At 49.4% G+C, this 23,224-nt stretch carries 22 protein-coding genes; 10 read left to right on the top strand and 12 right to left on the bottom strand.

Annotated elements, in window-relative coordinates:
* Positions 1–266 precede the first annotated feature (266 nt).
* From C1N53_RS04150 to C1N53_RS04120, 7 genes are all read left to right on the top strand, one after another.
* Positions 267–623 (top strand): hypothetical protein, encoded by a 357-nt coding sequence (locus tag C1N53_RS04150; RefSeq protein WP_137758122.1) that lies wholly within the window; start codon positions 267–269, stop codon positions 621–623.
* A gap of 135 nt (positions 624–758) precedes the next feature.
* A complete protein-coding gene (locus C1N53_RS04145; protein WP_137758121.1) occupies positions 759–2,117 on the top strand; it encodes an MATE family efflux transporter in 1,359 nt (452 codons plus the stop codon).
* A gap of 18 nt (positions 2,118–2,135) precedes the next feature.
* Positions 2,136–4,847, top strand: coding sequence for a carboxypeptidase-like regulatory domain-containing protein (locus C1N53_RS04140; RefSeq protein WP_137758120.1), 2,712 nt, complete (start codon positions 2,136–2,138; stop codon positions 4,845–4,847).
* Positions 4,848–4,896: 49 nt separating this feature from the next.
* Complete coding sequence (locus C1N53_RS04135) at positions 4,897–6,108, top strand: DUF4876 domain-containing protein (protein ID WP_137758119.1); 1,212 nt, start codon at positions 4,897–4,899, stop codon at positions 6,106–6,108.
* A 67-nt stretch (positions 6,109–6,175) separates the two neighbouring features.
* Complete coding sequence (locus C1N53_RS04130; protein WP_137758118.1) at positions 6,176–7,651, top strand: DUF6850 family outer membrane beta-barrel protein; 1,476 nt, start codon at positions 6,176–6,178, stop codon at positions 7,649–7,651.
* Positions 7,652–7,681: 30 nt separating this feature from the next.
* Positions 7,682–8,557, top strand: a complete 876-nt coding sequence (locus C1N53_RS04125) for a hypothetical protein (protein WP_137758117.1) — start codon at positions 7,682–7,684, stop codon at positions 8,555–8,557.
* Between the two features lie 217 nt (positions 8,558–8,774).
* A complete protein-coding gene (locus C1N53_RS04120) occupies positions 8,775–9,161 on the top strand; it encodes a hypothetical protein (protein WP_137758116.1) in 387 nt (128 codons plus the stop codon).
* Between the two features lie 105 nt (positions 9,162–9,266).
* On the opposite strand, the gene C1N53_RS22460 is transcribed toward C1N53_RS04120, so the two are convergent.
* The 5 genes from C1N53_RS22460 to C1N53_RS04100 all read right to left on the bottom strand — a co-directional run bounded on the left by C1N53_RS22460 (position 9,267) and on the right by C1N53_RS04100 (position 13,618).
* On the bottom strand, positions 9,267–9,419 hold the full coding sequence (locus tag C1N53_RS22460) for a hypothetical protein (RefSeq protein WP_168193957.1): 153 nt from the start codon (positions 9,417–9,419) through the stop codon (positions 9,267–9,269).
* A gap of 24 nt (positions 9,420–9,443) precedes the next feature.
* A complete protein-coding gene (locus C1N53_RS04115; protein WP_168193956.1) occupies positions 9,444–9,755 on the bottom strand; it encodes a carboxypeptidase-like regulatory domain-containing protein in 312 nt (103 codons plus the stop codon).
* Between the two features lie 204 nt (positions 9,756–9,959).
* A complete protein-coding gene (locus C1N53_RS04110; protein ID WP_137758114.1) occupies positions 9,960–11,351 on the bottom strand; it encodes a DUF3526 domain-containing protein in 1,392 nt (463 codons plus the stop codon).
* Positions 11,348–12,772 carry a DUF3526 domain-containing protein gene (locus C1N53_RS04105; protein ID WP_137758113.1) on the bottom strand — a complete coding sequence of 475 codons (1,425 nt, stop codon included), beginning with the start codon at positions 12,770–12,772 and terminating at the stop codon, positions 11,348–11,350. Before C1N53_RS04105 ends, C1N53_RS04110 begins: the two co-directional genes overlap by 4 nt.
* Positions 12,773–12,922: 150 nt before the next feature.
* Positions 12,923–13,618 (bottom strand): ABC transporter ATP-binding protein, encoded by a 696-nt coding sequence (locus tag C1N53_RS04100; protein ID WP_137758112.1) that lies wholly within the window; start codon positions 13,616–13,618, stop codon positions 12,923–12,925.
* An 812-nt stretch (positions 13,619–14,430) separates the two neighbouring features.
* On the opposite strand from C1N53_RS04100, the gene C1N53_RS04095 reads away from it, so the two are divergent.
* Positions 14,431–15,387 (top strand): YafY family protein, encoded by a 957-nt coding sequence (locus C1N53_RS04095; protein ID WP_137758111.1) that lies wholly within the window; start codon positions 14,431–14,433, stop codon positions 15,385–15,387.
* A 12-nt stretch (positions 15,388–15,399) separates the two neighbouring features.
* Here C1N53_RS04095 and C1N53_RS04090 read toward each other — a convergent pair whose 3' ends face one another.
* The 6 genes from C1N53_RS04090 to C1N53_RS04065 form a co-directional block, all read right to left on the bottom strand.
* Positions 15,400–15,621, bottom strand: coding sequence for a hypothetical protein (locus C1N53_RS04090; RefSeq protein ID WP_137758110.1), 222 nt, complete (start codon positions 15,619–15,621; stop codon positions 15,400–15,402).
* 12 nt (positions 15,622–15,633) lie between these two features.
* Positions 15,634–16,128, bottom strand: coding sequence for a DinB family protein (locus tag C1N53_RS04085; protein ID WP_137758109.1), 495 nt, complete (start codon positions 16,126–16,128; stop codon positions 15,634–15,636).
* A gap of 149 nt (positions 16,129–16,277) precedes the next feature.
* Positions 16,278–17,699 carry an alkaline phosphatase gene (locus tag C1N53_RS04080; protein WP_137758108.1) on the bottom strand — a complete coding sequence of 474 codons (1,422 nt, stop codon included), beginning with the start codon at positions 17,697–17,699 and terminating at the stop codon, positions 16,278–16,280.
* Between the two features lie 155 nt (positions 17,700–17,854).
* Positions 17,855–18,310, bottom strand: a complete 456-nt coding sequence (locus tag C1N53_RS04075; protein ID WP_240773380.1) for a DUF3299 domain-containing protein — start codon at positions 18,308–18,310, stop codon at positions 17,855–17,857.
* Entirely contained in the window at positions 18,300–19,571 is a 1,272-nt protein-coding gene (locus tag C1N53_RS04070; protein ID WP_137758107.1) for an ABC transporter permease, read from the bottom strand. Before C1N53_RS04070 ends, C1N53_RS04075 begins: the two co-directional genes overlap by 11 nt.
* On the bottom strand, positions 19,568–20,209 hold the full coding sequence (locus C1N53_RS04065; RefSeq protein WP_371415952.1) for an ABC transporter ATP-binding protein: 642 nt from the start codon (positions 20,207–20,209) through the stop codon (positions 19,568–19,570). Before C1N53_RS04065 ends, C1N53_RS04070 begins: the two co-directional genes overlap by 4 nt.
* Positions 20,210–20,286: 77 nt before the next feature.
* On the opposite strand from C1N53_RS04065, the gene C1N53_RS04060 reads away from it, so the two are divergent.
* Positions 20,287–20,703, top strand: a complete 417-nt coding sequence (locus tag C1N53_RS04060; protein WP_168193955.1) for a MerC domain-containing protein — start codon at positions 20,287–20,289, stop codon at positions 20,701–20,703.
* 317 nt (positions 20,704–21,020) lie between these two features.
* Here C1N53_RS04060 and C1N53_RS04055 read toward each other — a convergent pair whose 3' ends face one another.
* Positions 21,021–21,500 (bottom strand): TlpA disulfide reductase family protein, encoded by a 480-nt coding sequence (locus C1N53_RS04055; protein WP_168193954.1) that lies wholly within the window; start codon positions 21,498–21,500, stop codon positions 21,021–21,023.
* Positions 21,501–21,956: 456 nt separating this feature from the next.
* Here C1N53_RS04055 and C1N53_RS04050 point away from each other — a divergent pair, with 456 nt between their 5' ends.
* Positions 21,957–23,153 carry a GTP-binding protein gene (locus C1N53_RS04050; RefSeq protein WP_137758104.1) on the top strand — a complete coding sequence of 399 codons (1,197 nt, stop codon included), beginning with the start codon at positions 21,957–21,959 and terminating at the stop codon, positions 23,151–23,153.
* Positions 23,154–23,224: the final 71 nt, after the last annotated feature.

Genomic DNA, 23,224 nt, shown 5'->3' with positions numbered 1-23,224 from the left:
CAATCTCACATGAAACAAGAGAAATTCTCTCCCCCTATTGAGTTATTTCTGGCTGCATCCGAATCTGCCCAAGAGAATAAGCCGAAAGCTCATAAAATAAACTCCAGTAACAAAGGTTTTTAGAGGCAAAGTTAGATTGCTGCACTCCTATTAAGTGAAAAAGTCACGGTCATAATTTAAATATATAACTTTATTGCACAAACAGATTATCTCTCTATATTTGCAACTATAATGCATTTACAAATATTTGCATTGACAAATAACGGTTGAAGAAAAAAGGCTCATATCGCGTACGTCTGTCACTGGTTATGCTGCAGCTCTTCCTGTTGCTGCAGTTGATGCTTCCCATTCTGCATCAGTTCAGCCATACAGGCAATTTCCCAGGCAAGTGTGCTATGGAAAATGCCGATGAGGTACTTTGCCGACTAAATGCTGCTGCAGCCAATACACCACTTGCTGCGCATTTCTTCACGAGTGATACAGGCATTTATACCGTTCCTGAAAACTTCATGATTACTTTCTCCGGAACCATAGCTGATCTGGAGCATACATCTGTTAACTCAGCATGCTGCCTGCCAGATGGTGTTCTTTCTTTTACTTCCCCTCCACCACAGTTCTTATAACACAACACCTCCTGATTACCTGCTGCCTTGTTCAGCAGCAGCTCATAGTTTCCTTTAAAATCTTTCTGTTCCTGTTTACCAGATACATGTGCCTGCTTGTGCCTATTTCCGGTTTACAGCAAATCTTTACAATTTATGCTTTCCAGGAAGGCGAAGAAGATCTTACGCCAAATACATGCTCTGGCATTGCCCGCTATGGCCACCAGCATTACAGAACCTGTTCTGGCGCTGACTGATACTGCTATTGTAGGCCATTTAGGTTCAGTAGAAGTGGCTGCAGTTGGCATTGCAGCCTCATTTTACATGCTCCTACTCTGGGCGCTCTCCGCTTTGCGTGGGGCTGTATCTTCTATTGTAGCACAACAGGCCGGACATGAGCCCATTAGCAAATTGCGCCAGTTTATGCTGCAGGCTGTGCTACTGGCTTTGCTGATCGGACTGATAGTCAGCGTTATCACTATGCAGTTCTCTCAGGAAATTTTCAGGCTTTATGGAGCTGAGGGTCAACTGTTGCAGGAAGCAGCACAATACTTCCGTATCAGAGCCTGGGCACTTCCCCTCTCCCTTGGCACCCTTACACTGTATGGCATATTCCGAGGCATGCAAAATACCTCCTGGGCCATGGTCATTAGCCTGGCAGGTGCTTTACTGAACGTCCTGCTCGACTGGTTACTGATATTAGGTATACCGGGCGCTATACCTGCACTGGGAACAGAAGGAGCTGCCTTTGCTACCGTTGGAGCCCAGTTGCTAGTTTTCATGCTCGCATTTGCATGCCTGCTCCGGCAAACTAAAATTTCTATTTGCTGCTTATGGCACCCGCACTCACAGTTGCGCCAATTACACCTGCTGAGTTTCAACCTGATGTTGCGCACAATTTCTCTGAATATAGCTTATGTTTTGGGAAGCAGGTTTGCCACTCATTATGGCACCTCCAGCCTCGCCGCTTATACTATAGGTATGAACCTGTGGCTGTTCTCCTCTTTTCTGCTGGATGGTTACGCCTCCGCTGCGGCTGCACTTTCAGGCAACTTAAAAGGGAAAAAGCAATTCAGGAGATTGTATGATACGATGCTGCTCACCCTGCAGTCTGGTATGGGAATATCCCTGATGTTGGCTGTTTTATACCTGCTTCTCTACTGGCGCATGAGCAGCTTCTTTACCCAGGACCCGGAGGTGATAACGCTATTCGAAAACTCCTTTTGGGTCATCATCCTCTGCCAGCCACTGCATGCAATTGCCTTTATTTTGGATGGTGCACTGGAAGGCGCAGGCGACACTACTTTTCTGCGTAATTCTCTTTTCATCACCATTATGATGGGATTTGTCCCTGTCCTCTATACCCTCGATGCCCTACACCTGAAACTGGCTGGTATATGGATCGCCTACTTCGTCTGGATGCTGCTGCGTGCAGGCTTGCTGAGTTGGGGTTTCAGGAGCAGGTACAGAAAACCTGATCATTTAGCTATACCCGCTTCTTTAAGTTCTTATTAATCTATATGCTTAATCTATATGCGAAATAAATACCCTTTTTTAGCTTTATTGCCCCTCCTGTTACTGCTTTGCCACACAACTGTTGCTCAAACGCGTGGAGCTATTACGGGTATCGTACTCAGTGCCGATACCCAGGAGCCATTGGCTGATGTGATGCTGCAACTGCAGGGCACCGATCGCTGGGCCATCAGCAATACCGATGGCCAGTTTCGATTTGAAGGGGTGCCTTATGGGGAGGCAGTGCTGCAGGCCAAGCGAATCGGCTATGCCACCAAACTGCACACGCTGCAGTTCAGCCAACCCGAGACGCAGGTAACTGTACAGTTGGAGGTTAACTCGCTTGCACTTAAAGAAGTGCAGATCACGGCGACGGAGGCGAAAGTCGGTTCGACTTCCATGATCGAGCGCAAAGCCATTGAACACGTACAGCCAACCAACCTGGCTGATGTGCTGCAATTACTACCCGGCCAGCTGGCAACAAACCCAAACCTGAGTGTGGCCCAGCAGGCGCTACTGCGCCAGGCTCCCACTTCCGATCCGGAGGCAGCCCGCATGAACGCGCTCGGCACGGCCATTGTGCTCGACAATGTACCCCTATCCAACAATGCGAACCTGCAGAGCAATGTCACCATCCTAAACTCAGGCCCCACTGCCCTGCCCCCTTTCTCCTCGGTGGCCGGTCGCGGTATGGACCTGCGCCAGATTCCGGCTGAAAATATCGAGTCAGTGGAGGTGATCCGGGGAATACCTTCTGCCCGCCACGGTGACCTGACTTCGGGAGCCGTGTTGGTCAATACCCGCGCGGGGGCTTTTCGCCCGCAGCTCCGTGGCCGCTTTAATCCGCAAATGATACAGACAGCATTCGGAGCCGGCTTTAAGCTGGGTGACCGTGACATCCTGAACATAGAGGCTGACCTGACCACGGCGCAGGACGAGGTCCGCAACCCCACCGAGCGCTACCAGCGCCTGAGCACCGACTTGAAATGGACACGCTTCTGGTTGCCGGAGCGCCAGCTCAGCACCACCACCAAACTCATGCTCTACGGCACCCTCGACCAGCAAAAACAAGACCCCAACGACCTCCGCTACCAGACCAGGCACTATGCCAACGACCGCGGCCTGCTACTCAGCTCCAACGGCAGGTGGCAGGTGGGTACTGGCTGGCTTCAGCAGGTGCAGTATACCTTATCGGGCTCCTACAGCCAACAAGACAGCTATTTCCAGGACCTGGTAACACGGGATATTTTTCCGGTAACAGACGCCATGCACAATACTACAAAGGTGGCCCGCTACGGTGAGAGTGAATACCTGAACACAACCAGTGTGTCGGGCAAGCCACTGAACCTTTATGGCCGGCTGGAACTGAATGCCGTGCGTGAGCTGCTGGGCACACGCCACCGCCTGAGCCTGGGCAGCGAGTGGCGCACCGACGCCAACTTCGGGGATGGCCGCCAGTTTGATCCGACCCGACCACCGCGCCAGAACTACAGCGCCGGTGACAGGCCTCGTTCGTACCGGGAGGTTCCGCCACTTCACCAACTGGCATTTTATCTGGAAGACCAGATATCCGGCTCCATGCTAAACAAAAATTATTTGCTGCAAATAGGTCTGCGCCACGACAACATCGTGCACTATGGCAGGGTGCTGGCCCCACGCCTGAATGCCTCGCTGGAAATACTGCCTGCTATCTGGCTGCGCGCCGGGCATGGCCTTACCTCCAAAGCGCCGCCCCTGCAATTCCTGTATCCGGGCAACCGTTACTTCGACTTCGTAAACTTCAACTACTATGCCCGCAACCCTGCGGAGCGGTTGGTGGTGATGACTACTTATGTAATAGAGCCACAGACGAGGCATTTTACCTCTGCCACCTCTGCCAAAAATGAAGTGGGCTTGGATTTCCGGCGCGGCGACTGGTCCGGCACTGTAACCTTTTTTAGCGAGAAACTACGGAACGGCTATGGGATGCGCCGTGAACTACTGGGCTTTATCATGCCCGTGCTGTATGCCGTTGAAACACCGGAGGGGCAGCCTCCTGTGCTGGCCGTGGACCCGAATCGCAAGCAGGAAGCTTTTGGGGCCTACGATACCTCTGCAAACACCGGAAATTCAAACAATACAGGTATAGAGTATAGCCTGAACATACCCGAGATTCGGGCTATCCGCACCTCCTTCAACATCAACGGGGCCTGGTTGCGCACCAACAGTTTCGACAGTGGCGAATTCCCGGATTTTAACCGTGTACTCAGCGCTTCTAACCAAAACCCGGAGCGGGTGCCAGTTTACCGGACAGGCCGTGATGTGGTGTCGGAGCGCCTGAACACCAGTGTGCGCCTGATACACCGCATACCTGAGTTGCGCTTTGTATTCTCGGCACTGGCGCAAACCATCTGGATAGACCGCAACAAGTCGAACGATCTGAGCCCCTACCCGGTGGCCTACATCAAGCCAGGCGGAGAAGTGGTGAAGCTAAGTCCGGAGGAGGCCATGCAAGACGAGTACACAAACCTGCGGCGCGGTATAGGCATCACCTACAGCACCTGGGAAAAGCAGCCTCCACTTTGGCTCTTCAATGTGCGGCTAACCAAGGAATGGGGAAAAGGCTACGGCTTCTCTTTCTATGCCAACAATTTTGTGGCACACCGCCCTTATTACCAAAGCCCACGCACAAACACGTTCAGCCAGCGCAACCCGGTGCTGTTTTTTGGCTCTGAGTTGCACATTACACTGTAAATCATTCAATACTTTTCTAATACACAATTCAATTTAAAACCCAATTACCATGATGAAAAAAGCAGCCTCCATTCTTATGCTGTTGCTCGCAGTCGTAGCCTTTTGGTCTTGCGAGAAAAAAGATGATGCTATACCTACCGTAACGGTGCAGGTAAGCGTTACCAACCCTGACAACTACAGCCAGTCCGTTGCCACCAACACCAAGGTTACGCTTACAGGTAGCGACAATGGGGAAGTAAAAACAATCACCATCGGAGACGCCACTCAGAATGGTGTAGCTATTTTTACCGATGTAATTCCTGGTACTTATACCGTAGCTGCCACGCGCTCACTTTCACCGGAGGAGGCCTATACCTTGACTGGTGCGCGTCAGAAAACTGAGTTGAACGCCAGCCAGACGGGTGTGATGGTGGTGCCACAAAACCCGATTTCAGAAGTGGAGCTGCAATTGGGTAGTTCGATTATCAGCGCACTGGTATTTAAAGAAGTATACTATACCGGCTCCAGAACCCCGAGCGGCGGCACGTATTTCTCTGACCAGTTTGTAGAAATTTACAACAATTCAGACGAAGTAATTTACCTCGATAACCTGTGCATTGCCGATATCTATGGCGTGTCCGGCCAGATAAACACCAATTCCGAGCCTACTCCATTTAAAAGCGATAGAAACCACGTATATGCAAGCTCTGTTTGGCGCATACCTGGCACCGGCACGCAGCGTCCGTTACAACCAGGCCAAAGCATCATCATTGCGCAAGACGGCATCAACCACAAAGAAGCTAACGCAACAAGCCCAGTAGACCTTTCGAATGCTGAGTGGGAAACCTACAACGAACGTCCGGACGGCAGAGACGCAGACGCACCAAATGTTCCGAATCTGGAGAGGCTCTACTTTACAGGCGGCTTCGACTGGAATGTACCGGTTTTTGGTCCTGCGCTGGTAATCTTCAAAATAGAAGACTTCAATTCGCTGGAGAAGGTGGCTATACCTGGCTCTTCGACTTCAGAGCGGATTAAAATCCCCAACAGCCTGATACTCGATGCCTTTGAAGGACTCCAGAATGCGGAGAGCGGCAACTTTAAGCGCATTCCGACTGCCCTGGACGCAGGCTTTGTATACGCCTCCGACACCTATACCATGGAAAACTTCCGCCGCAAAACGAGCAACACGGTAAATGGCCGCCGCGTGCTGCAAAACACCAACAACACCGCCAACGATTTTGAGAAGCTGGCAAAGCCAACTCCGAAAGGTTTCAATTAAGCAGTTTCTGATCTAAAAGAGCAGGCTTGCCAACTTTGGAGCATGCCTGCTCCTTATTGTTTTTACTATGAATAAATTTTATAGCCTGATTATCCTGCTGCTGCTCTGCCTGCCAACAAAGGCGCAGAGCAGGCTCGACAGTTTGCTTTACCGCTTACCGCTGCAGCCTGTTTCGCTTTGGGTAAGATCACAGAATCCCGCTGCTCTGTCTGGAGCCACCCTGCCCGAATATGGAGTAGCCACCGCATTTGCCAATGGCAGCCAGGGCAGGTTCAGACGCGTGCAGGAAGCGGCCACAGACCTGCAGGCTGGGCTGTATGCTGAAGGCCTGCGCCACTTGGGCGGCTGGAGCTATTACGGTGACTTCAGCTATGGCAAACGCTGGCAACAGGAGTTAGGCTGGGCAGGCACTGATAACCCGCTTAGCGGCAACCCCTTTACCTGGGCCGATAGCCTGAGCGGCGACTGGGCCAAGGACTTTCTGGAAACAAACCTGCAGGTAAGCAGCCCGTCCCTTTTTGGTAGGCTAAAAGCAGGTATAGGCATACACTACCGCATCGGCCAAGGGGCGCGTGCACTCGAGCCAAAGCCCTTCTTTCGTTCCCGCGATCTGGCGCTACGCCCAGGGTTAACCTACCGGTTGTCCGAAGGAAAGTTGCTGGGCGCTTTCGCAGAGGTGCGCTATACCTTCGAAGAACAGGAAATGGGGTTTTACTCGAGGGAGAATGCGCTGGTTTATCGTATTCGGGGGGCCGGCACTTTTACGCGCACCCCATTGGTAAATGCAGAGCGCCAAACGAACGGGAGTAGGCAAGCGACAGGTATACAGTACGAAGCGCACTGGCAGGCAAAACGGTTGCAGCTGAATGCCCAGGTACAACAGCGCCGCGAAGAGGTACAGGAAAAGGCTATGCAGCCCTTACCAGCCGGTACTTTTAAAGAACTGGCTGCCGAGGCCAATGCCGACTTCAGCCTGCAAGGGGAGCGGCACCTGCTCTTTGCCAACCTGCGCTATACCTATACCAACGGACAAGGCATAGATCCGGTCTTCTTTACGGCCAATGCCCTGCATAGCAGCCAGATAATAAGCGCAGTATTAGGTATAGCTCACGGAGAGATCATGAATGCTACACCTGTCTGGGGGCTAAGTCTTCAGCCTCAAATCGCGCAACTTCTTGTGGAGGACCGCACAGCACGCGTTAGTTATGATATCACGAGTGCCAGCGCCACCCTAAAAGGTCATGTCCGGTTTCAGCTGTTCAGGTATGCAACACTAACCTTGCAACCGGAAGCAGGCTATAACCATGTACCGGCAGCTACATTTGAGGCTTTCCGCAATAACATCATCGTACGCCAGATCACCGCCCCTGATTACCGTGTGCTCTCAGCCAGCTATTGGCAAAGCGGGCTTCTAACTTATTTGGATGTGCCGGTTAAGACAGAACAGCGTGTTCGGCTAAGCCTGGGCATGCAGCACTTACAACCAGGCAGCATTCAGGGTTCGCGCTCCCGATGGAATTCCTCTATCAGTTTTTACTATTAATCTTAAGACCTTCTTTTAAAAGACAATTTAATGAAAAACCTATTCCCTATACTTGCTTTTCTTCTGATGTTGGCAGGCTGTGCTCCAAATCGCCCGGTTGCTACGCTACCAAGTACCACAGGCGCAGACACCGGGCTGTCTCCGCAAGACCTGGCATTGGCAGACTCCCTGCTTTTGCTGGGTCTCGACAACGAGGCGCTCTATACCTTGCTGTCGGACCTCAAGCCCATGAGCAGCATTACCACCTTATACCTGCCTATAGCCAAACCCGATTCCCTGCCCGATGGCACTGCCACTGTACTTAACCTCCAGCAGCATCAGCAGCAACTCGAAAAACTAGCTCGTTTTCAGCGCGTGGTCAATGCCCTGGATTTTGGTGATGTGGCATTTATCATGTCGCCCTTTAAAGCCTACTCTAAAACCGACCGCGCTATCCAGATCAATGTGTACCGCCGATCAGCTGTTGACCGCATGATACGCGAATACCAGTCTTTCTTCGGACAGTATGGCTTTGTACCGGGTGTGTCGCCCGAGGTTCTCATCAACACGGTAGAGTTTGAGAAGAAGAACGACCGTTTCCGGGGTTATGGGCATTTGTTCGGATATCCACCGCATGCTGTCAATTTCTTTGTAGGGGCAAGTCAGAGCCAGGAGAAAGACGGGCAGTTTGTGAAGCGGAACTTCTTCCAGATTCCGGTTTACAGCGGCAAAGATGGTCATTTTGTGTATGCGCTCCCAAAGGATTATACCCCTGCCGCAGCAGACTCTGCTGTTTATCACCTGGCAGGGAAAGTACTGGAGCAATATAAGCAGCTACGCGAGCAGTATACACAACCTGATGGAAAGGTGCGGGCCCTAGAATTAATGCAGCATGCGGTTTTACCAAAAACTGCCAACAAAGATTAGAGCCAAGTTCAAAATCTCTGAAGTTTATTCCGGTCAAGTACGTCATAGATTCTGCAGTTCACGCAATCGGGCCTTTCGCTCATGAAGGAGAGTCCTGATTGCTTTACTGTTTTTCAGGCAGGTGATGCTACAGGTGAAAACGCCCTGGCAATAGACTAATTGCTTTTTTCATATGCAGAAGATGCACCTTATGGCTCATGGTTAAAAACTTAAACTTATGAAAACAGACCCTAGCTTCGAAAAAATAGATTACTCAGACCTTCCAAATCTTTTGGAGAAAAGCGGGCTCAAGAAGACATCGCCCCGCCTCCTTGTTCTGGCCTTTATCGCTTCACGACGGGAAGCCACCTCCAAAGCCTGTATTGCCCGGGCCTTGGAAAACCGGATGGAGCGAAGTACTTTACACAGGCTATTGATCACGCTTGTGAAGAAAAACGTACTCTGTAAGGTGCTTGATGCCAATGGGACCCCTGCCTACATCTTTGCACCGCAGCATGAAAACGGGCAACAGCAGATACATTTTAATTGTACCCGCTGCAATAATTTTTATTTCCTGCAGGAGCATCGCATTCAGCCTGTTAAGCTGCCAAAGGGGTTTTTATAAGAGAGTTCAGCCGTTTTATCACGTACGGTATTTGCCCAAGTTGCAATGATTAGCGTTTCATTTCTAATTCATGATTTCTAATTTTTAACTTGGAAGAGCAGTAGTTTATAGTCTGTCCTGTTCTTCAATTCTATTTCCCTTTTTATTTAGCATCTTCCCGCCTAAGTGGTACAGCACCGACAACCCGATGCGTTGGGAGTCCGGTCGGTCATAGTAGTGGTAATTCGTTGCGCTGGAGAGCGACTTTGTCCATCTCAATACGCTCTCTTTTTGCCTTTACCGTTACTTCCTGCAAAGATGCTGTTTCTCGAAAAGTATAATGTGCAGTGGGAGAGCTTTCTCTTCGAGGTTGTGATCGAGCAGAAGGGTATCACTAACAAAGCCTTCCGTACCTAAGTAAGTAGCAAACAATACATACTTCCCAGCCTGCAGCTTATCGAATCGATAGCTCCCGGGAACGTCCGTTATCAGACTGCGATAACTGTTACCAGGCAACGCTCTTAACCTAACCGTCGCTCCTTCCAGCGGATTACCTGCCCTGTCAGTAACTGCTCCTGCTATGGAATAGCTGCTATGACTGCGGTACTGAAGCAAGCCCCAGCATGAGGAACAGTATGAAGGCAAAACGTGTGGTGTTACCTGGCTTTATCAGGAATACCTGGTGAAGCTTCTAAGGCAGGCAAAGGACATGTTAGCTCTCTGCTTTCAAATTACCCTCTAGGATAGAAGCAAGCATAAATTCTTCATAAGGAGCAAAAGAGCTGCTGCAAACAATGTTTGCAGCAGCTACAACAACAACTAAACTTTTCGGTAGAACAAATAACCTGCACCTGCAAACAGCAGCACCAGGAAAAAGAGCGGCAGAAGGCTCCTGAAGGCTTGACTTAGCCCGTAAGAAGGCAACTGCAGTTCGAACTGTGGGAATCCTTTGTAGTCATCGGCCCCAAAGGTTCTTCCGGCCAGCAGGTAATCAAAAATGTAGTAGCGCCGGGCCTGCTGGTACTCAAGCGCGGCTTTCATATAGTGCTGGTAATGGTTGAGCTCTGTCTGCGCCACCTGGTTCAATACATGGAGCACGGTATAGGCAGGATTAATCATGTTGAAATCCAGCGTGCGCTCGTATGTTTGCCGCTGCTGCTCGAGTAACCCGAGGCCTTCGCTATTGTACCGGGCATGCGACATCTCCACATACCCTACCAGCTTGAGGTTAGTGGAATCTTTAATGCTATAGTTCGCTTTACTGAAAGCAGGGGATTTTATATATAAGGAGTCCAGCAGTTGCCGGGTAGGCCAGCTGTAGATGCTGCTATTTTCCCGGCCCACCGATACCAGCTCCAGGTGTCCGCTCCCCTCATCATGGTTGGCGGCAAAGTTTACAGTTGTCGGTATAAACAGGAGCACCAGGATCCAGGAGGCAAGCAAGGCGAGTGCATTAGCCGTACCATTGGTGTTGAAGGAAGTGAACAGGTATACCAGCGAATACCAGAACAACAAGTACAGCTTACTTGCCAGCAGCCAGATTACCATCTGTCCCCCGACATCAATCCTGTTCACGACAAACCCAATCAGACTCAGAACGAACAGCAACAGAAAGGTGACAAAAAAGCGAAACGTAAGTTTATGCACCACCACCCGGTGCACTGAAGGTGCATGTACCTTCAAAAGCTTGTAGGTATAGCTTTCCTTCTCCTCCGACAGCACGTTATAGCCAAGCGCAATCACCAGCAACGGGAACAGGTACAGTATCACAAATGCCAGGTCAAAATTGCCGGCCAGCAGCTTGTCAGGGTTCCGGATCTCCTGCAGTTTGTTGTTGAACACACTGTTGAGGATAAACACATTGTGGTAGAAAGAAAAATTGTCCTTCTGCCCGATAGAAAGCGCTGCAAAACCCGAAGGAGCATACGTTACCATTTTTTGCGTACCCCAGTCGCTCATGTAGGCATTGTAGGGCTGCTTTTTAGGAAAGGCAACTGTGTCTTCGGAGAGCTTCTGAAAGGTTTTGGAATAATTAGCTGTCTGCAAAGTATCCACCTGGTACAGCACATCCCGCTGATGTTCTACGAAACTATGACCATAATGAATAGCGTAAAGTCCTGACAAAAAAAGCAGTATAAGGCCCAGCAACAGGCCTTTCCGACGGCACAGCGCTATAAATTCATATTGCCAGATTAATTTCCAGAGGCTCATAAAACAGGTATTTTAGGTGATGTGAACTGAATAAGAAGTAGCAGCCCCAGTACCCAGATACCGAGTGCCATTAGTTCCGGCATGCGCTGCGACAGAGCCCAGCTAATGCCAGGTGGTTGGTAGGTGAAATCCTCTATTCCCTGCCAGTAGGAGGCACTTACCTTCCAGTCCCAGTCGCCCGTTCTGGAGCCCCCGTAGGCATGCTCATCGTTGAGCTGTTTAATCAGGTGTCTGCGGTAGTTTTCTGCCTCCTGCAGGAAATGGAAATGGTGGTACACATCTGTCTGGGCCACTGCCATCGACAAATTGCGGATAGCCAGGAAAGGGGCTGCAACAGCAGCCAGGCTGCCAATGCTGTTCTGCCTGCGTATGGTATCCTGAAGCGCACCAAAACTCCTGTCGTACACCATGTTGTGGTACTCCTCATCTTCCTGCATGATAACGCCGTCGGCATTCACTGGAAGTGCTTTCAGGTCCTCCACCCCATACTTGGTCAGCAGCGCCTCTTTAAGCTCCTCTACTCGTTTGTTTTTCGGGTCGTGGCCATCGATGCCGTTGCGGTTCGCCTCCTGTATCCAGCTATCCACCGCCAATTTAGAAGGCAAAGGCGCGAGTTGTTCTCCTATGTTAGCAGCCGCTTTCGGCACAATAACTGTAAACAGGAACCAGATGCCCAGCATGTTCACCAGAACAGCTCCGGCAGTACGGGCCCAGGCCGACAGGTATACCGTCAGCATGATCAGGATAAAATAATATATGCCGTAGATGCCTGGCAACAGCAACAGCTGCCAACCTGCACCTTGCGGTTCTACGGAAATAAAACGGATCACGAGCAGGAACAGCACTACGCAAACCAGCAGCAGCAACAGGTACACAAGCGTGTAACCGAAAATTTTACCCCACAGCAACTGCCGCATCGTAATTCCCTGTGACTGCAGCAGCTTTAAGGTGCCACTGGCCCGTTCATCCACCACCGCGCGGTGGCAGGTAAAAATGATAAGCAGCGGGAAAATAACCTGCAGGAGCAACACAAACGCGAGCTCTCCGAAACGAACCAGGGAAGACTGGCTCTGGCTGGTGGCAAAAGCTGCTTCATTCTGCCGGTGCCCCTCCAACCGTAGGGTAGTGCCAACATACTTCTCTACACCAGGATCAAACACATGCAGGAAAGCGTGCGGCTTAAATACAAAATGCCCGTAGTGTGCGGCGCTGTGGGGGTTCACCTCCCCCTGCCCCAGGAACTTTTGCCGCATAAACCCTCGTGCCTCTTCCCGGTGCGCATGCACCTGCTTGTACTGCATGGCTCCAGCCACAATGGTATAGGCGGTAAGTACCAGCACCAGCCCTCCGAGTATCAGAAAAGCACGGCTGAGGGTTAAAGCGCGCCATTCATTTAAAGCGATAAGCACTATTTTCATCATGAACTATATTTATATGGATAAGCTTTTAAAAACTAAGGGATGCGTAAAAGTGGTTATAATGTCTTCTTCGCTATTCCCCGTCAGTACAAAATCTGTAGTTAAATAAAGGCCGGTGAAGGAGAAGAAGTAGCATTCTGTAACCTTCCCTTATCAGATGGTTTCCAGGTAGAGCTCCTGTAATTGCCTGGCATCGACCTGGCCAGCCGGAAGCTCGTGCACCAGTTCCCCGCGCCGCATAATGCCGATTCTGTTGCCCACGTTCACGGCATTGAAAATATCGTGCGTCGCCATCAGTACCGCTTTGCCTTCTTCCCCGAGTCGCTTCACAGTGCGGGTAAATTCATCCGTCGCCTTCGGGTCCAGGCCCGAGGTGGGTTCATCCATCAAAAGGACATCCGCCTGTTTTGCAATGGCAATGGCAATACCAACTTTCTGTCGCATGCCCTTGCTGTAACCCGCAAGCGGTTTATGAAATGCATCCTGCTGCAAACCCGCCAGCGCCAGGAAATGCCTAAGATCGGACTTACTGTATTTAAAGCCTGCCAGCCGGCTGAAGTAGTCCAGGTTCTCGAGACTATTCAGGTTTCCGTACAGCATCACGACCTCCGGTATATAAGCGACAAAGGCTTTGGTTTCATGGCTGCCTGGTTTTACTTCCACGCCATTAATTTTTGCTTTTCCAGTGCTTGCTTCTGTAAAACCAAGAAACAAGTTGATGGTGGTAGTTTTACCGGCTCCGTTTTGGCCCAGCAGGCAATAGATTTCCCCTGGCCTCACCTGCAGGTTCAGGTTGTGCAGCGCAGTATGGTTCTGGTACGTTTTGGTAAGTTGAATAGCTTCTAACATAGGATGCTGTTTTTCTTAAATATAAAGGAAGGAATTTGGTAACATGAAAGCCTGCCTATACCTGCTGGTGCTCATTGGATTTCGGAGGAGTGGGTTCAGCCCTTTATCCTCTGCTCCCTTGCAGAAAAAATCTAGTAATCTCCAAAAGCCAGCATAAAAAGGAATCGGCAATTAAGCAGGCTGTTGTATACCTACATAGGCATTGGGATACAGCCCGCTGCTAAAGCATGAAAAGGCTAAAAATATAGTCTGTACCTACGGGCAGGCATGAAGAAGGCTATACCTGCGGAGGCCCTTTGTTTGTCCAGGATAGAAAGGATAATTGGGAGACACCTGCTTTGTACGTGATGACACTTTTTATTACAGGTGCTTTGAAAACGGTAAATGCCAAAGAATGGCTTAAGGTATACTGTTCTTTATGCTTGTGCAACATGCTTTCGCAGAACATACATTTTATATACTGCTTGTGCACCGAAGCCTGCTCAATTTCTTCATGATAAGAAGAACTTGATTCTTCGGTATCTGGATGAGTATGTATAACTGGAACAGCTAGTGTCCATATAAAAATCAGCAACAGGAGTATCGCAGAAGCCTTATTTAAGACCCCGATGCATTTCATCATTTTTGAAACTCTATTGCACATGCAACAAATATGCATATTCTATAACATAAAAACAATAAGCTCAATCGATGAAAGAAAACTTTCCTACCGATACACTTTAAACAGAACCACCATAACTGGCACCAAAGCCTTATTAAATTTGCCCCATTGGCTGCTTCACGTTATTTTTGATTCAAATACTGGCGGCGCTATGGAAAAGGAAAATCTAAATCGTTTTGATCGCATTGTAGCGATTTTAATTCACCTGCAGTCAGGGCGAGTGATTAAGGCGCAGGAACTGGCCAACCGTTTTGAGGTAAGCCTGCGCACCATTTACAGGGATGTGCGGTCGCTGGAGGCAGCAGGGGTTCCTGTTACAGGAGAGGCTGGTGTTGGCTACTCCCTGGTAGAAGGATATCGCCTTCCTCCCGTACTGTTCACGCCTGAGGAAGCTGCCAGTTTTGTCGCTGCCGAAAAACTGATGCAGAAGTTCAGCGACAGGGCTCTTGGTGCCCACTACGAGTCGGCTATGTATAAAGTAAAATCTGTGCTGAAGAGCCATGCCCGGGAGCGGGTGGCTGCGCTGGAGGCGCAGATATGGGTAGATTCCTCGCAAGAACTGTTCAACAAACATGCCCCGGATGCGCTAAACGTGCTTATCGACAGCATTGCTGAAAAAAAGCAGGTTAGCCTGCAGTACCAGGCATCCTATACCGATGACCAAACTGAACGCATTATTGAGCCGGTGGGTCTTTTTCACGAAAATAACTTTTGGTATGTGCTGGCCTACTGTCACCTGCGATCCGATTACCGGCAATTCCGCACCGACCGCATGATGCGGATAAAGCTCACACAAAACGCCTTTACAAAAGACCATGGCACCCTGGCCGACCACCGGAAAACCAATCTTCCTCCTAAAAGCATAAAGGTCATTATCCGGGTAGATAAAGAGGTGGCCAAATACGTGAGCACGGGGCGCAAATACTATGGCTTTGTGGAAGAGAAAATTCTGGCGGACCAGGTGGAGATGACCTTCATGACTTCAGACATACAGGACGCACTGCCCCGATGGTACCTCATGTTTGCCGATTGCGCTGAAATTGTAGAACCCGAAAGCTTTCGGGAACGGGTCAGCCAACTGCTGGAAAGTGCTAAAGCGAATCTGTAAGGCTGCAGATTATCAATCCTCCAGTTCCTCACAGGCAAAGCCCGCTTCGTTCAGACTGCGAATGATGATGGAAGCCTGTAGCGAAACAGCTTCGACCCGGAGGATGCGGTCGCAATCCTCCAGATCAAAGTTCCAGGTTTCTCCACTGCCCATCAGCTCGTCCAGCAAAGGCTTCACCTGCAGCGCACAGCAGCAAGTAGAGACCGATGTTTTAAATACAAGCACTGTCTTCATGATAAGCTCAATCTATCTCTCCCAAAAGAAAGGTGGCTCAATCCCCAAGGTTCGCAGATATACATACCCCTGCGCCCGATGATGAATTTCATTATCGATAAAGTATAAGACGGTAGACAATACTGTTCCCTCGTATTGTCCAAAGGCCAGTATACGCTCCTGGAATTTCTCATCCGGCACCTGCGCCCAGTACTTATTCAATTCTGCTGTCGCCTCATCCCAAAGCCTAAGTATGCCGGCTTTGGTTTTAGCCTGCTCCAGTTGTTCGTGCAGGGCTTCAGTTTGGCCGCCTGCTATTTGCCTGATGCCCGGCACTGCGATGGCGAGCAGTTCCTGTACCATATCTCCGAAGGGGCGCATGCCGCCCAGGGAGTACTCGTAAAGCTCCTTTTCCGGAAAAGCTTCAATCACACGTCGGGTCAGCCCCCTATGGCCCTGCCAGTGCTCCAGCAATTCAGCAGAGGTAATAACGGTCGCTTTTCCCATTGTTTTAACTGTTGTATCCATTTTTTTGCTTTTGATGAAACGATACCTCAAAGCTACAGGCCTGTAATGACAACAGTTTGTCAGCAGTATTCAGATTTTTTATAGAAAATAGGAAGTGACTGTTTTTAGCCGCGCCTTTCACAGCCACGGCTTTTTTACATGCATAGAAATTACCCAACCGTCAGATAACGCTCTTCCATGGCCGCTACCCGCAGCATGAAATTGTGCAGTTCGTAGTTCTTCAGAAACGGGGGTAACAGTTCGCTTCCGGGGCCATGCATCACCAGCTCCACATAGTCGGCAGAATGGTCCATGCTGGCCCACCCCACCTGGGTATACTGGCGCTGTATATCGGCGAGCAGCTTGTAAGGAAGTTTGCGAGGGTTATAAATATCTACATCATTTATGGCATCGTAGTGGCTCAGCAATAGCTTTACATCTTCCTCTTTCATCCGGATGCCCTGCGCCTCAGCAAATAAATCCTGCACCATACTTACCTTTGAGGATTTTGTCAGCTGGTTCAGCACCCATTCGTTGGTGTGCCGGTGCTGCTGAATGGTATCGAAATGCTTGTTCACATCCTGGCCGTAAATCAGGCCCGGGTTGGCATTACCATGATCGGTGGTCATGATAACCAGCGTTTCTCTGTCCTTTTCGGCAAAATCGAGTGCTATGCCCACTGCTTCATCAAAAGCCAGCTGGTCGTATAACAGCCCGCCAGCATCATTGGCATGTGCGGCCCAATCCACCTTACCGCCTTCTACCTGCAGCACAAAGCCATTCTTGTTTCGCTTCATCAGGTTGATGGCAGTTTGCGTCATTTCGGCCAGGCTAGGCGTTTTGTCCAGCAGTTGCTTGTCGTTTGCACGGTCTAAGGCATAAGGCAACCCGTTTTCATGAAAAACCCCCAGTACCGGCTTTTGCCCCTTTAGCTGCAGCATCTGCTGTCGTGTGGTGGCTACATCAAAGTTATGGGCACGGAACGCCTGCAGCAGGTCCTGTTTGTCTTCGCGTTTTGCCGGACTGAAGTATTCCAGTCCCCCACCCATCATTACATCGAACTGCAGCTTCAGGTACTCCAGGGCAATTTCGGGCTGGGCATTCCGGCTGGAGCTGTTCACACAGAAGCCGGCCGGTGTGGCATGCGTAATGGGTACAGTCGTAACGCAGCCTACCGCCTTTCCGGCTGCCTTGAATTTCTGCCAGATCGGTTGCGGCTTCTCTCCTTTAGGTCCTACATTAAGGCTGCCATTGTTTACACGCATGCCGCCTCCCCAGGAAGAACTGGCTGCTGCCGAATCAGTGACTAAAGAATTGGCCGAAGCCGTATCCATCAACGCACGGTGGCCCTTGTTCTCACGGTAGAGTTGAAGCCAGTGCGAGCCTTTCCCCTCCTTTCGCTGCAACAGCAGGTCGGCCATGTTCAGGGTACCCATGCTCATGCCGTCACTTACCAGCAGGATAATGTTTTTAGACTTTCCTGCAGCCGGCCTTTTTTTACCTGCCGTTTCTGCCAGCGATTTGAAGCCGGGTGCCAGGGTAAACCCCAGAGTGGTTAATAAACCATTGCGTAAGATATCGCGCCTTTTCATGATATTATGTGTTCGTAATAAGGAATGCCAGAGCAATATATACCCTTACTGCAATTATGTTGCAATTATAAAGTTAAGGAATTGTTATGATTTCCTTATCCGACCAGATGCTTTTGCTGTCTGGCACAGATAAAAGAAAGTAAAGCAGGTTAATATTAGGAAGGCACCAGCACTGCCTCTTCCAGAATATAGTTAAAGTTTTCTACATCAGCAGCATTTAGGCGGAATGTACCCCTGAAGGAAATGTATTCATCAGTCCTGTACCTTCTGCCGGGCTTTTTGAAGATCAGGCCTAAAACACTTTCTGGTCCGGCTCCTCCACAGAAAAAGCACATGCTGTACGGCACGGCGGAGAGGGCATACATCCCGGCTGCAACATCAAGCGGAATCATATAGCCGGTCAGAATTACGTCTTTGCCTTCCAGTGCTTTCACTTTGTTGCCGAAAACGGGGTAGTGAAAGAAGGCATCATATGTTGCATTGTACCTCCGCTTAAACTTAACGTCTTGCAGTTGCTCCCAGCTTATTTTTTGCTGTGCCTGGCTTTCTGCTCCTATAAACAAGCAGAGCACGAACACCAGACCAAGAATTTTTTTCAGTTTATGATGCATGAGAAAGTGTTTTGGAAATATTAGTAGATAAAGCCTGACAGGCAGGCAGTAAGGCGGCCATAAAGCCAATCAAAAGGCAAATCAACAGCAGGTAAATTTCATCTGCCTGCAGGCCCAGTCGATACAGGTTTCCGTGCACCATATCTGCCAGTATGTTATAAAGGATGAATATGCCCAGGCGGCTCAGGAGCAGACCGGCCACAAAACCAGCTATAGAAAGATGCAATGCTTCCAGCATCACCATGGCAAACAAATCGAAACGGGAGGCGCCCAAAGTGCGCATAATAGCTAATTCGTATTGACGGTCTTTTAAAGAATTATACAGCGACACAAACACACTAATGCCTGCAACAGCCATAATGAGCAGGCCTATTGCCTGTAACACCTCCACGCTAAAGCCTAGTAGTGTGAAGAGGCGGTTTACCTCAATAGCAGGCAAAGCCGCCTGTATATTACTCTCTGTGTTAATCTTTTTTGGCAATTGCAAAGCTGCCATTGGGTTACGGAATTTAACTAGCATGGCAGTAATTTCCTGCCTGGCACCAGGTGCATGCACTTCTTCTGCAGGATGGTGCCGCTCGTCCTCATTTGCATGATCTGTTGCAGACGCCACTTCGATTGGCTCCTCTACACTGTGGCTGTCGTGCTCATGCAAAAGCCAGATACTTTCCATAGCTGTTAGCACCAGCTGATCGAGAACTGAGTTAGCCGGAGCCAGAATGCCCACTATACGATAGGCCCTTTCGTTATGCACATGACCGCCCTCGGCAGCAAGTCCATGTGTGCCTGAAAAAGTGTCTCCAATCTGCAGCTGCAGGCGCTCGGCTACTGCGGCACCCACACAGGCGTCGAAAGGCTGCTGCCATAAATGCCCCGCTGCCACTTCTCCATTATAGTGCTCCACGTACTGAATGGTGGTGCCAACGATAGGGTATCCCTGAAAATTATCTCCATAAGCAAGAGGAATGGCTTTTTCAACAGAAGGATTGCTAACAAATTTTTCTGCTTCATGCAGCGGGATGTTGCCTGTAGGGGAATCCAGGTGGTAAATGCTCCATAGAATAAGCTGCAGCGGACTGCCCTTGGCACCCACTACCATATCAATGCCGCTAATGTTGCGGTTTAAGCGGTCTTCCAGACTCAGGTGCAGCAGGATCAGAAATGAGATGATGCCTGCTCCCAGGGTAAGCAATAAAATACTTAGAAATGTGCCCAATGGCTTTGCCAGTAAATGGCGCTGGCTCAGTTTGATTAAATTCATAGATGTACCTGATTTACAAACCTGTCTTTGAGGCGCTGATCATGTGTGACAATGAGTAGTGCTGCCTGTTCCAGTTGGGCCTGCTCCTCTAGCAGGGTGGCAACCTGCAGGCAATGGTGATCGTCCAGATTAGAGGTAGGCTCATCGGCGATAATTACACCTGGCGTGTTTATTAAAGCGCGGGCTATAGCTATCCGCTGCTGCTCACCCAGGCTCAGCTCCTGTACCCGTCGGTTTGATTTTCCTGGCAAACCCAGGCGGAAGAGCAGTTCTTCTACCCGCTCTTCCTGCTGCTTTAAACCGGCCAGGTGTTGCGCCAGCAGCAGATTCTCCCTCACCGATAATGCCTGCATAAAGTGCGGACGCTGGAAAACCAGCCCAATATGCTGCCCCCGGAATTTATCAAGCTTTGTCGTACTTAAGTTAGTGATATCTGTACCGTTGATCCAGATTTCCCCCTCCTGCGGAAGTATAAGCCCTGCCAGTAAATGCAACAGGGTGGTCTTGCCGATACCCGATCTTCCCAACAGCAACAAATGTTCCCCCGCTCCACAGGCAAGATCCGGAAAAGCCATGTCTCTGCTCTGTGGGTACCTGTACCGAAGTGCTTGTGTTCTGATCATACTTTCTTTTTCCACAAATCTACAAAACAGTTTTTCTTTTGCAACTATGTTGCAAAAGAAAAACTGTTTTGTAGATTTGTGGCATGATGACAATGAAAGATAAAGTTCTTAGACTCCAAAGCAAAAAAACTACCCCCGACTGGTTAGGCATATTAAGTGCAGGCCTGTGCCTGGTACACTGCATACTGCCCCCACTCCTGCTTCTCCTGCCGTTCGGTTTTACAACAAACGACCACGAATACTGGCAGCATTATAGTTATGCTTTTCTGATTTTCAGCTTCGTTGCCTGTTTCATGACCACCCGCACGTGTACTTCTGGTAGCCTTGTGGTGCTATTCTGGTCCTTTTTTGCATTGTTAACTATAGCACTCCTGCTGCACGAAGCTATCCCAGTTTTTGAATATGCAGCTTACGCCGCCTCCTTTGGGTTGATAGGGTGCCACCTCCTGCACATCCGGCAATGCAAGAAATACCAACCAAAACCGGGAAAGCAACTCGAACCGTTTTAAGATGCCCGGCTTCACTGTACTGGCAGTTCTTCTCCTTACCTGACTTTCAAAAATTGATAACACAAAGACCGCCCTACGCTGTGGGAGTAGGGCGGTCTTTGTATAGGAGTAGTTATAAAATCGGGGAGATTGCTACGGCAAAGAAGAAGCTTAATTAACTGCCGGAGTTATGTATTGGCAGAAAATTTTTGAGATTGTATGAACCTGCAGTACTATCAGGTAAACTTTAAGGAACCTTCGCTTATTTGCCGGTTACAGAACCGAGCAATTGGGCAATCACAGGCGAAACCTGTTTGAAAATAGCTGTCTTTGCTCTTTCATCTATATAACCACCTGAATAAACGTATTGCAATGTTCTGGTCGAATACCAGACTCAAAGGAAATCCGGCTGCCGAAGCCAGGAACTTGTCGGCATAGTTTTTACCATCTGCAACGTGCTGAAATTTAAACTCGTGCTTAGTCAGGAATTCCTCCGTAATCCGCTGCTGAGAGTCTCTCCCAAAAGCAATAAAGACCACTTCTTTATCTTTATATTGGTCTGCCAGTGTATTTAAGGCAGGAAGCTCTGCCAGGCAGGGTTTGCACCCAATAAACCAGAAGTTCATCACCACTACTTTACCTTTTAATGATTGCCTGCTAATGGATTTCCCCTCTAAGGTTTGCGCCGTAAAGTCTGGCATTGTGCAACCTACCAGCCTTTTTAATTCATCCGACGGCGCAAATCTTAAAGAGTCGCGCTCTTTATCAGTCTTAGCCGTTTCCAAGGCTTTCTGAGAAGGTATTACAATCTTTTCCATGTAGTTTTCAAAGCAAACGCTCTGAGCGTTTCCTTTAGAAATGAACAGAAGAAAGGCAAAAAATAGCAAGCTGATTGACTTTATCATATCTGTGGTTAAGTTATTGTTTGATTCTAAATTTTATCTTCTCCTGTTCATCTGGCTCCGTCAGCAGCTAAGCTTTTACTGGCACACTATTCACTAAAGGTTAAGCGCATAGGTATAGCTTCTTCCGTCTCATTAATCCAAGCATACCAGCATTTTCAGAAAAGAAAATGCCCTGTTACATATGCAACAAAGGTGCATATTTTTTTTTATTAAACAACAAGGCGCATCCAGTTCATCCAAAAATTTAACAGAAAATCTAAGCCAGCCTGACAATCTGAAGCAGTTGGCTTATTATTTGCAACATAGTTGCAAACAATAAACCAACCATGTATGTTTGGGCTTTCATACATTTAAACCAACCTGACTTACATGAAAAAACTTCCTGTCACTGTCCTGAGCGGCTTCCTGGGGAGCGGCAAAACTACATTGCTCAACCACATCCTGAACAACCGGGAGGGCTTAAAAGTAGCTGTAATTGTAAATGATATGAGCGAAGTGAATATGGATGCCCGGCTTGTGCAAAGCCAGACAGCCCTCTCCCGTACCGAAGAAAAGCTGGTGGAAATGAGCAACGGCTGCATTTGCTGCACCTTACGGGAAGACCTCCTGCTGGAGGTTGAAAAGCTGGCGAAAGAAAATCGCTTCGACTACCTGCTCATTGAGAGTACCGGCATTTCAGAACCCGTACCAGTGGCTCAGACATTTTCTTATGTCGACGAACAGAGCGGCATCGACCTCACGCGCTTCAGCTATATTGATAGTATGGTAACGGTTGTAGACTGCTTTCATTTCTTAAAAGATTTTGGCAGCATAGATACCCTTCAGGACCGGCAAATGACAGATATGGATGGTGACCATCGCACCATTGTAAACCTGCTCACCGACCAGGTTGAATTTGCTGATATCATTCTACTAAACAAAACGGACCTGGTAACACCCCAACAGGCGGGCTTAATGGAAGCCGCTATAAAAAAACTGAATCCGCAGGCAAAAATCATCCGGTCCAGTTTTAGTAAGGTAAACCCTAAAGAAATATTACATACCGCCCTTTTCGACTTTAACCGGGCAGGATCTTATGCGGGATGGCAAAAAGAACTGGAGGGAGGCACGCATAAACCTGAAACCGAGGAGTACGGCATTGGTTCTTTTGTTTTCCGCGATCAGCGTCCCTTTCACCCGGAGCGCTTCTGGCAGTACATCAACACCAATTTCCCGGCCAACATTATCCGTAGCAAAGGGTTGTTCTGGATCGCCTCCAGGCCGGCCCAGGCACTGAACTGGAGTCAGGCCGGTGGCTCGCTGCGTGCAGAGAGTGCCGGCGTCTGGTGGGCTTCCATGCCTTTTGCAGAACGCATGCAGTACGAGTCTTACCTGGAACACCGGCAAGCCATAGAGTCGAGGTGGAGTAAAGAGTTTGGTGACCGGCAGAATGAGCTGGTGATTATTGGGCAGGAACTGGATGAAGCAGAAATCAGGCAGGAACTCGAAAGCTGCCTGTGCACTAAACCAGAGATAGCCGCCATGCAGCAGGGCCTCTTTCCTCAGCAGGATGAGTGGCCTGTTTAATATTATACAGATGAGAAGTTCATCCAGGTTATCTGGCAGCCAGGCTGAACAACCGCAGTTGTTCAGCCTGG

It is taken from the genome of Pontibacter sp. SGAir0037 (assembly GCF_005491705.1).
Classification (GTDB): Bacteria; Bacteroidota; Bacteroidia; order Cytophagales; family Hymenobacteraceae; genus Pontibacter.
Note: the sequence above shows the minus strand (reverse complement) of the source record. Positions and strands in the feature narration are given on the sequence as shown.

What these genes read in the sequence shown, in the direction of transcription:
- C1N53_RS04145 (WP_137758121.1), top strand. Translation starts at nt 759, where the DNA reads ATGCTTTCCAGGAAGGCGAAGAAGATCTTACGCCAAATACATGCTCTG.
- C1N53_RS04140 (WP_137758120.1), top strand. Translation starts at nt 2,136, where the DNA reads ATGCGAAATAAATACCCTTTTTTAGCTTTATTGCCCCTCCTGTTACTG.
- C1N53_RS04135 (WP_137758119.1), top strand. Translation starts at nt 4,897, where the DNA reads ATGATGAAAAAAGCAGCCTCCATTCTTATGCTGTTGCTCGCAGTCGTA.
- C1N53_RS04130 (WP_137758118.1), top strand. Translation starts at nt 6,176, where the DNA reads ATGAATAAATTTTATAGCCTGATTATCCTGCTGCTGCTCTGCCTGCCA.
- C1N53_RS04125 (WP_137758117.1), top strand. Translation starts at nt 7,682, where the DNA reads ATGAAAAACCTATTCCCTATACTTGCTTTTCTTCTGATGTTGGCAGGC.
- C1N53_RS04120 (WP_137758116.1), top strand. Translation starts at nt 8,775, where the DNA reads ATGAAAACAGACCCTAGCTTCGAAAAAATAGATTACTCAGACCTTCCA.
- C1N53_RS04110 (WP_137758114.1), bottom strand. Translation starts at nt 11,351, where the DNA reads ATGAGCCTCTGGAAATTAATCTGGCAATATGAATTTATAGCGCTGTGC.
- C1N53_RS04105 (WP_137758113.1), bottom strand. Translation starts at nt 12,772, where the DNA reads ATGATGAAAATAGTGCTTATCGCTTTAAATGAATGGCGCGCTTTAACC.
- C1N53_RS04100 (WP_137758112.1), bottom strand. Translation starts at nt 13,618, where the DNA reads ATGTTAGAAGCTATTCAACTTACCAAAACGTACCAGAACCATACTGCG.
- C1N53_RS04095 (WP_137758111.1), top strand. Translation starts at nt 14,431, where the DNA reads ATGGAAAAGGAAAATCTAAATCGTTTTGATCGCATTGTAGCGATTTTA.
- C1N53_RS04090 (WP_137758110.1), bottom strand. Translation starts at nt 15,621, where the DNA reads ATGAAGACAGTGCTTGTATTTAAAACATCGGTCTCTACTTGCTGCTGT.
- C1N53_RS04085 (WP_137758109.1), bottom strand. Translation starts at nt 16,128, where the DNA reads ATGGATACAACAGTTAAAACAATGGGAAAAGCGACCGTTATTACCTCT.
- C1N53_RS04080 (WP_137758108.1), bottom strand. Translation starts at nt 17,699, where the DNA reads ATGAAAAGGCGCGATATCTTACGCAATGGTTTATTAACCACTCTGGGG.
- C1N53_RS04075 (WP_240773380.1), bottom strand. Translation starts at nt 18,310, where the DNA reads ATGCATCATAAACTGAAAAAAATTCTTGGTCTGGTGTTCGTGCTCTGC.
- C1N53_RS04070 (WP_137758107.1), bottom strand. Translation starts at nt 19,571, where the DNA reads ATGAATTTAATCAAACTGAGCCAGCGCCATTTACTGGCAAAGCCATTG.
- C1N53_RS04060 (WP_168193955.1), top strand. Translation starts at nt 20,287, where the DNA reads ATGAAAGATAAAGTTCTTAGACTCCAAAGCAAAAAAACTACCCCCGAC.
- C1N53_RS04055 (WP_168193954.1), bottom strand. Translation starts at nt 21,500, where the DNA reads ATGGAAAAGATTGTAATACCTTCTCAGAAAGCCTTGGAAACGGCTAAG.
- C1N53_RS04050 (WP_137758104.1), top strand. Translation starts at nt 21,957, where the DNA reads ATGAAAAAACTTCCTGTCACTGTCCTGAGCGGCTTCCTGGGGAGCGGC.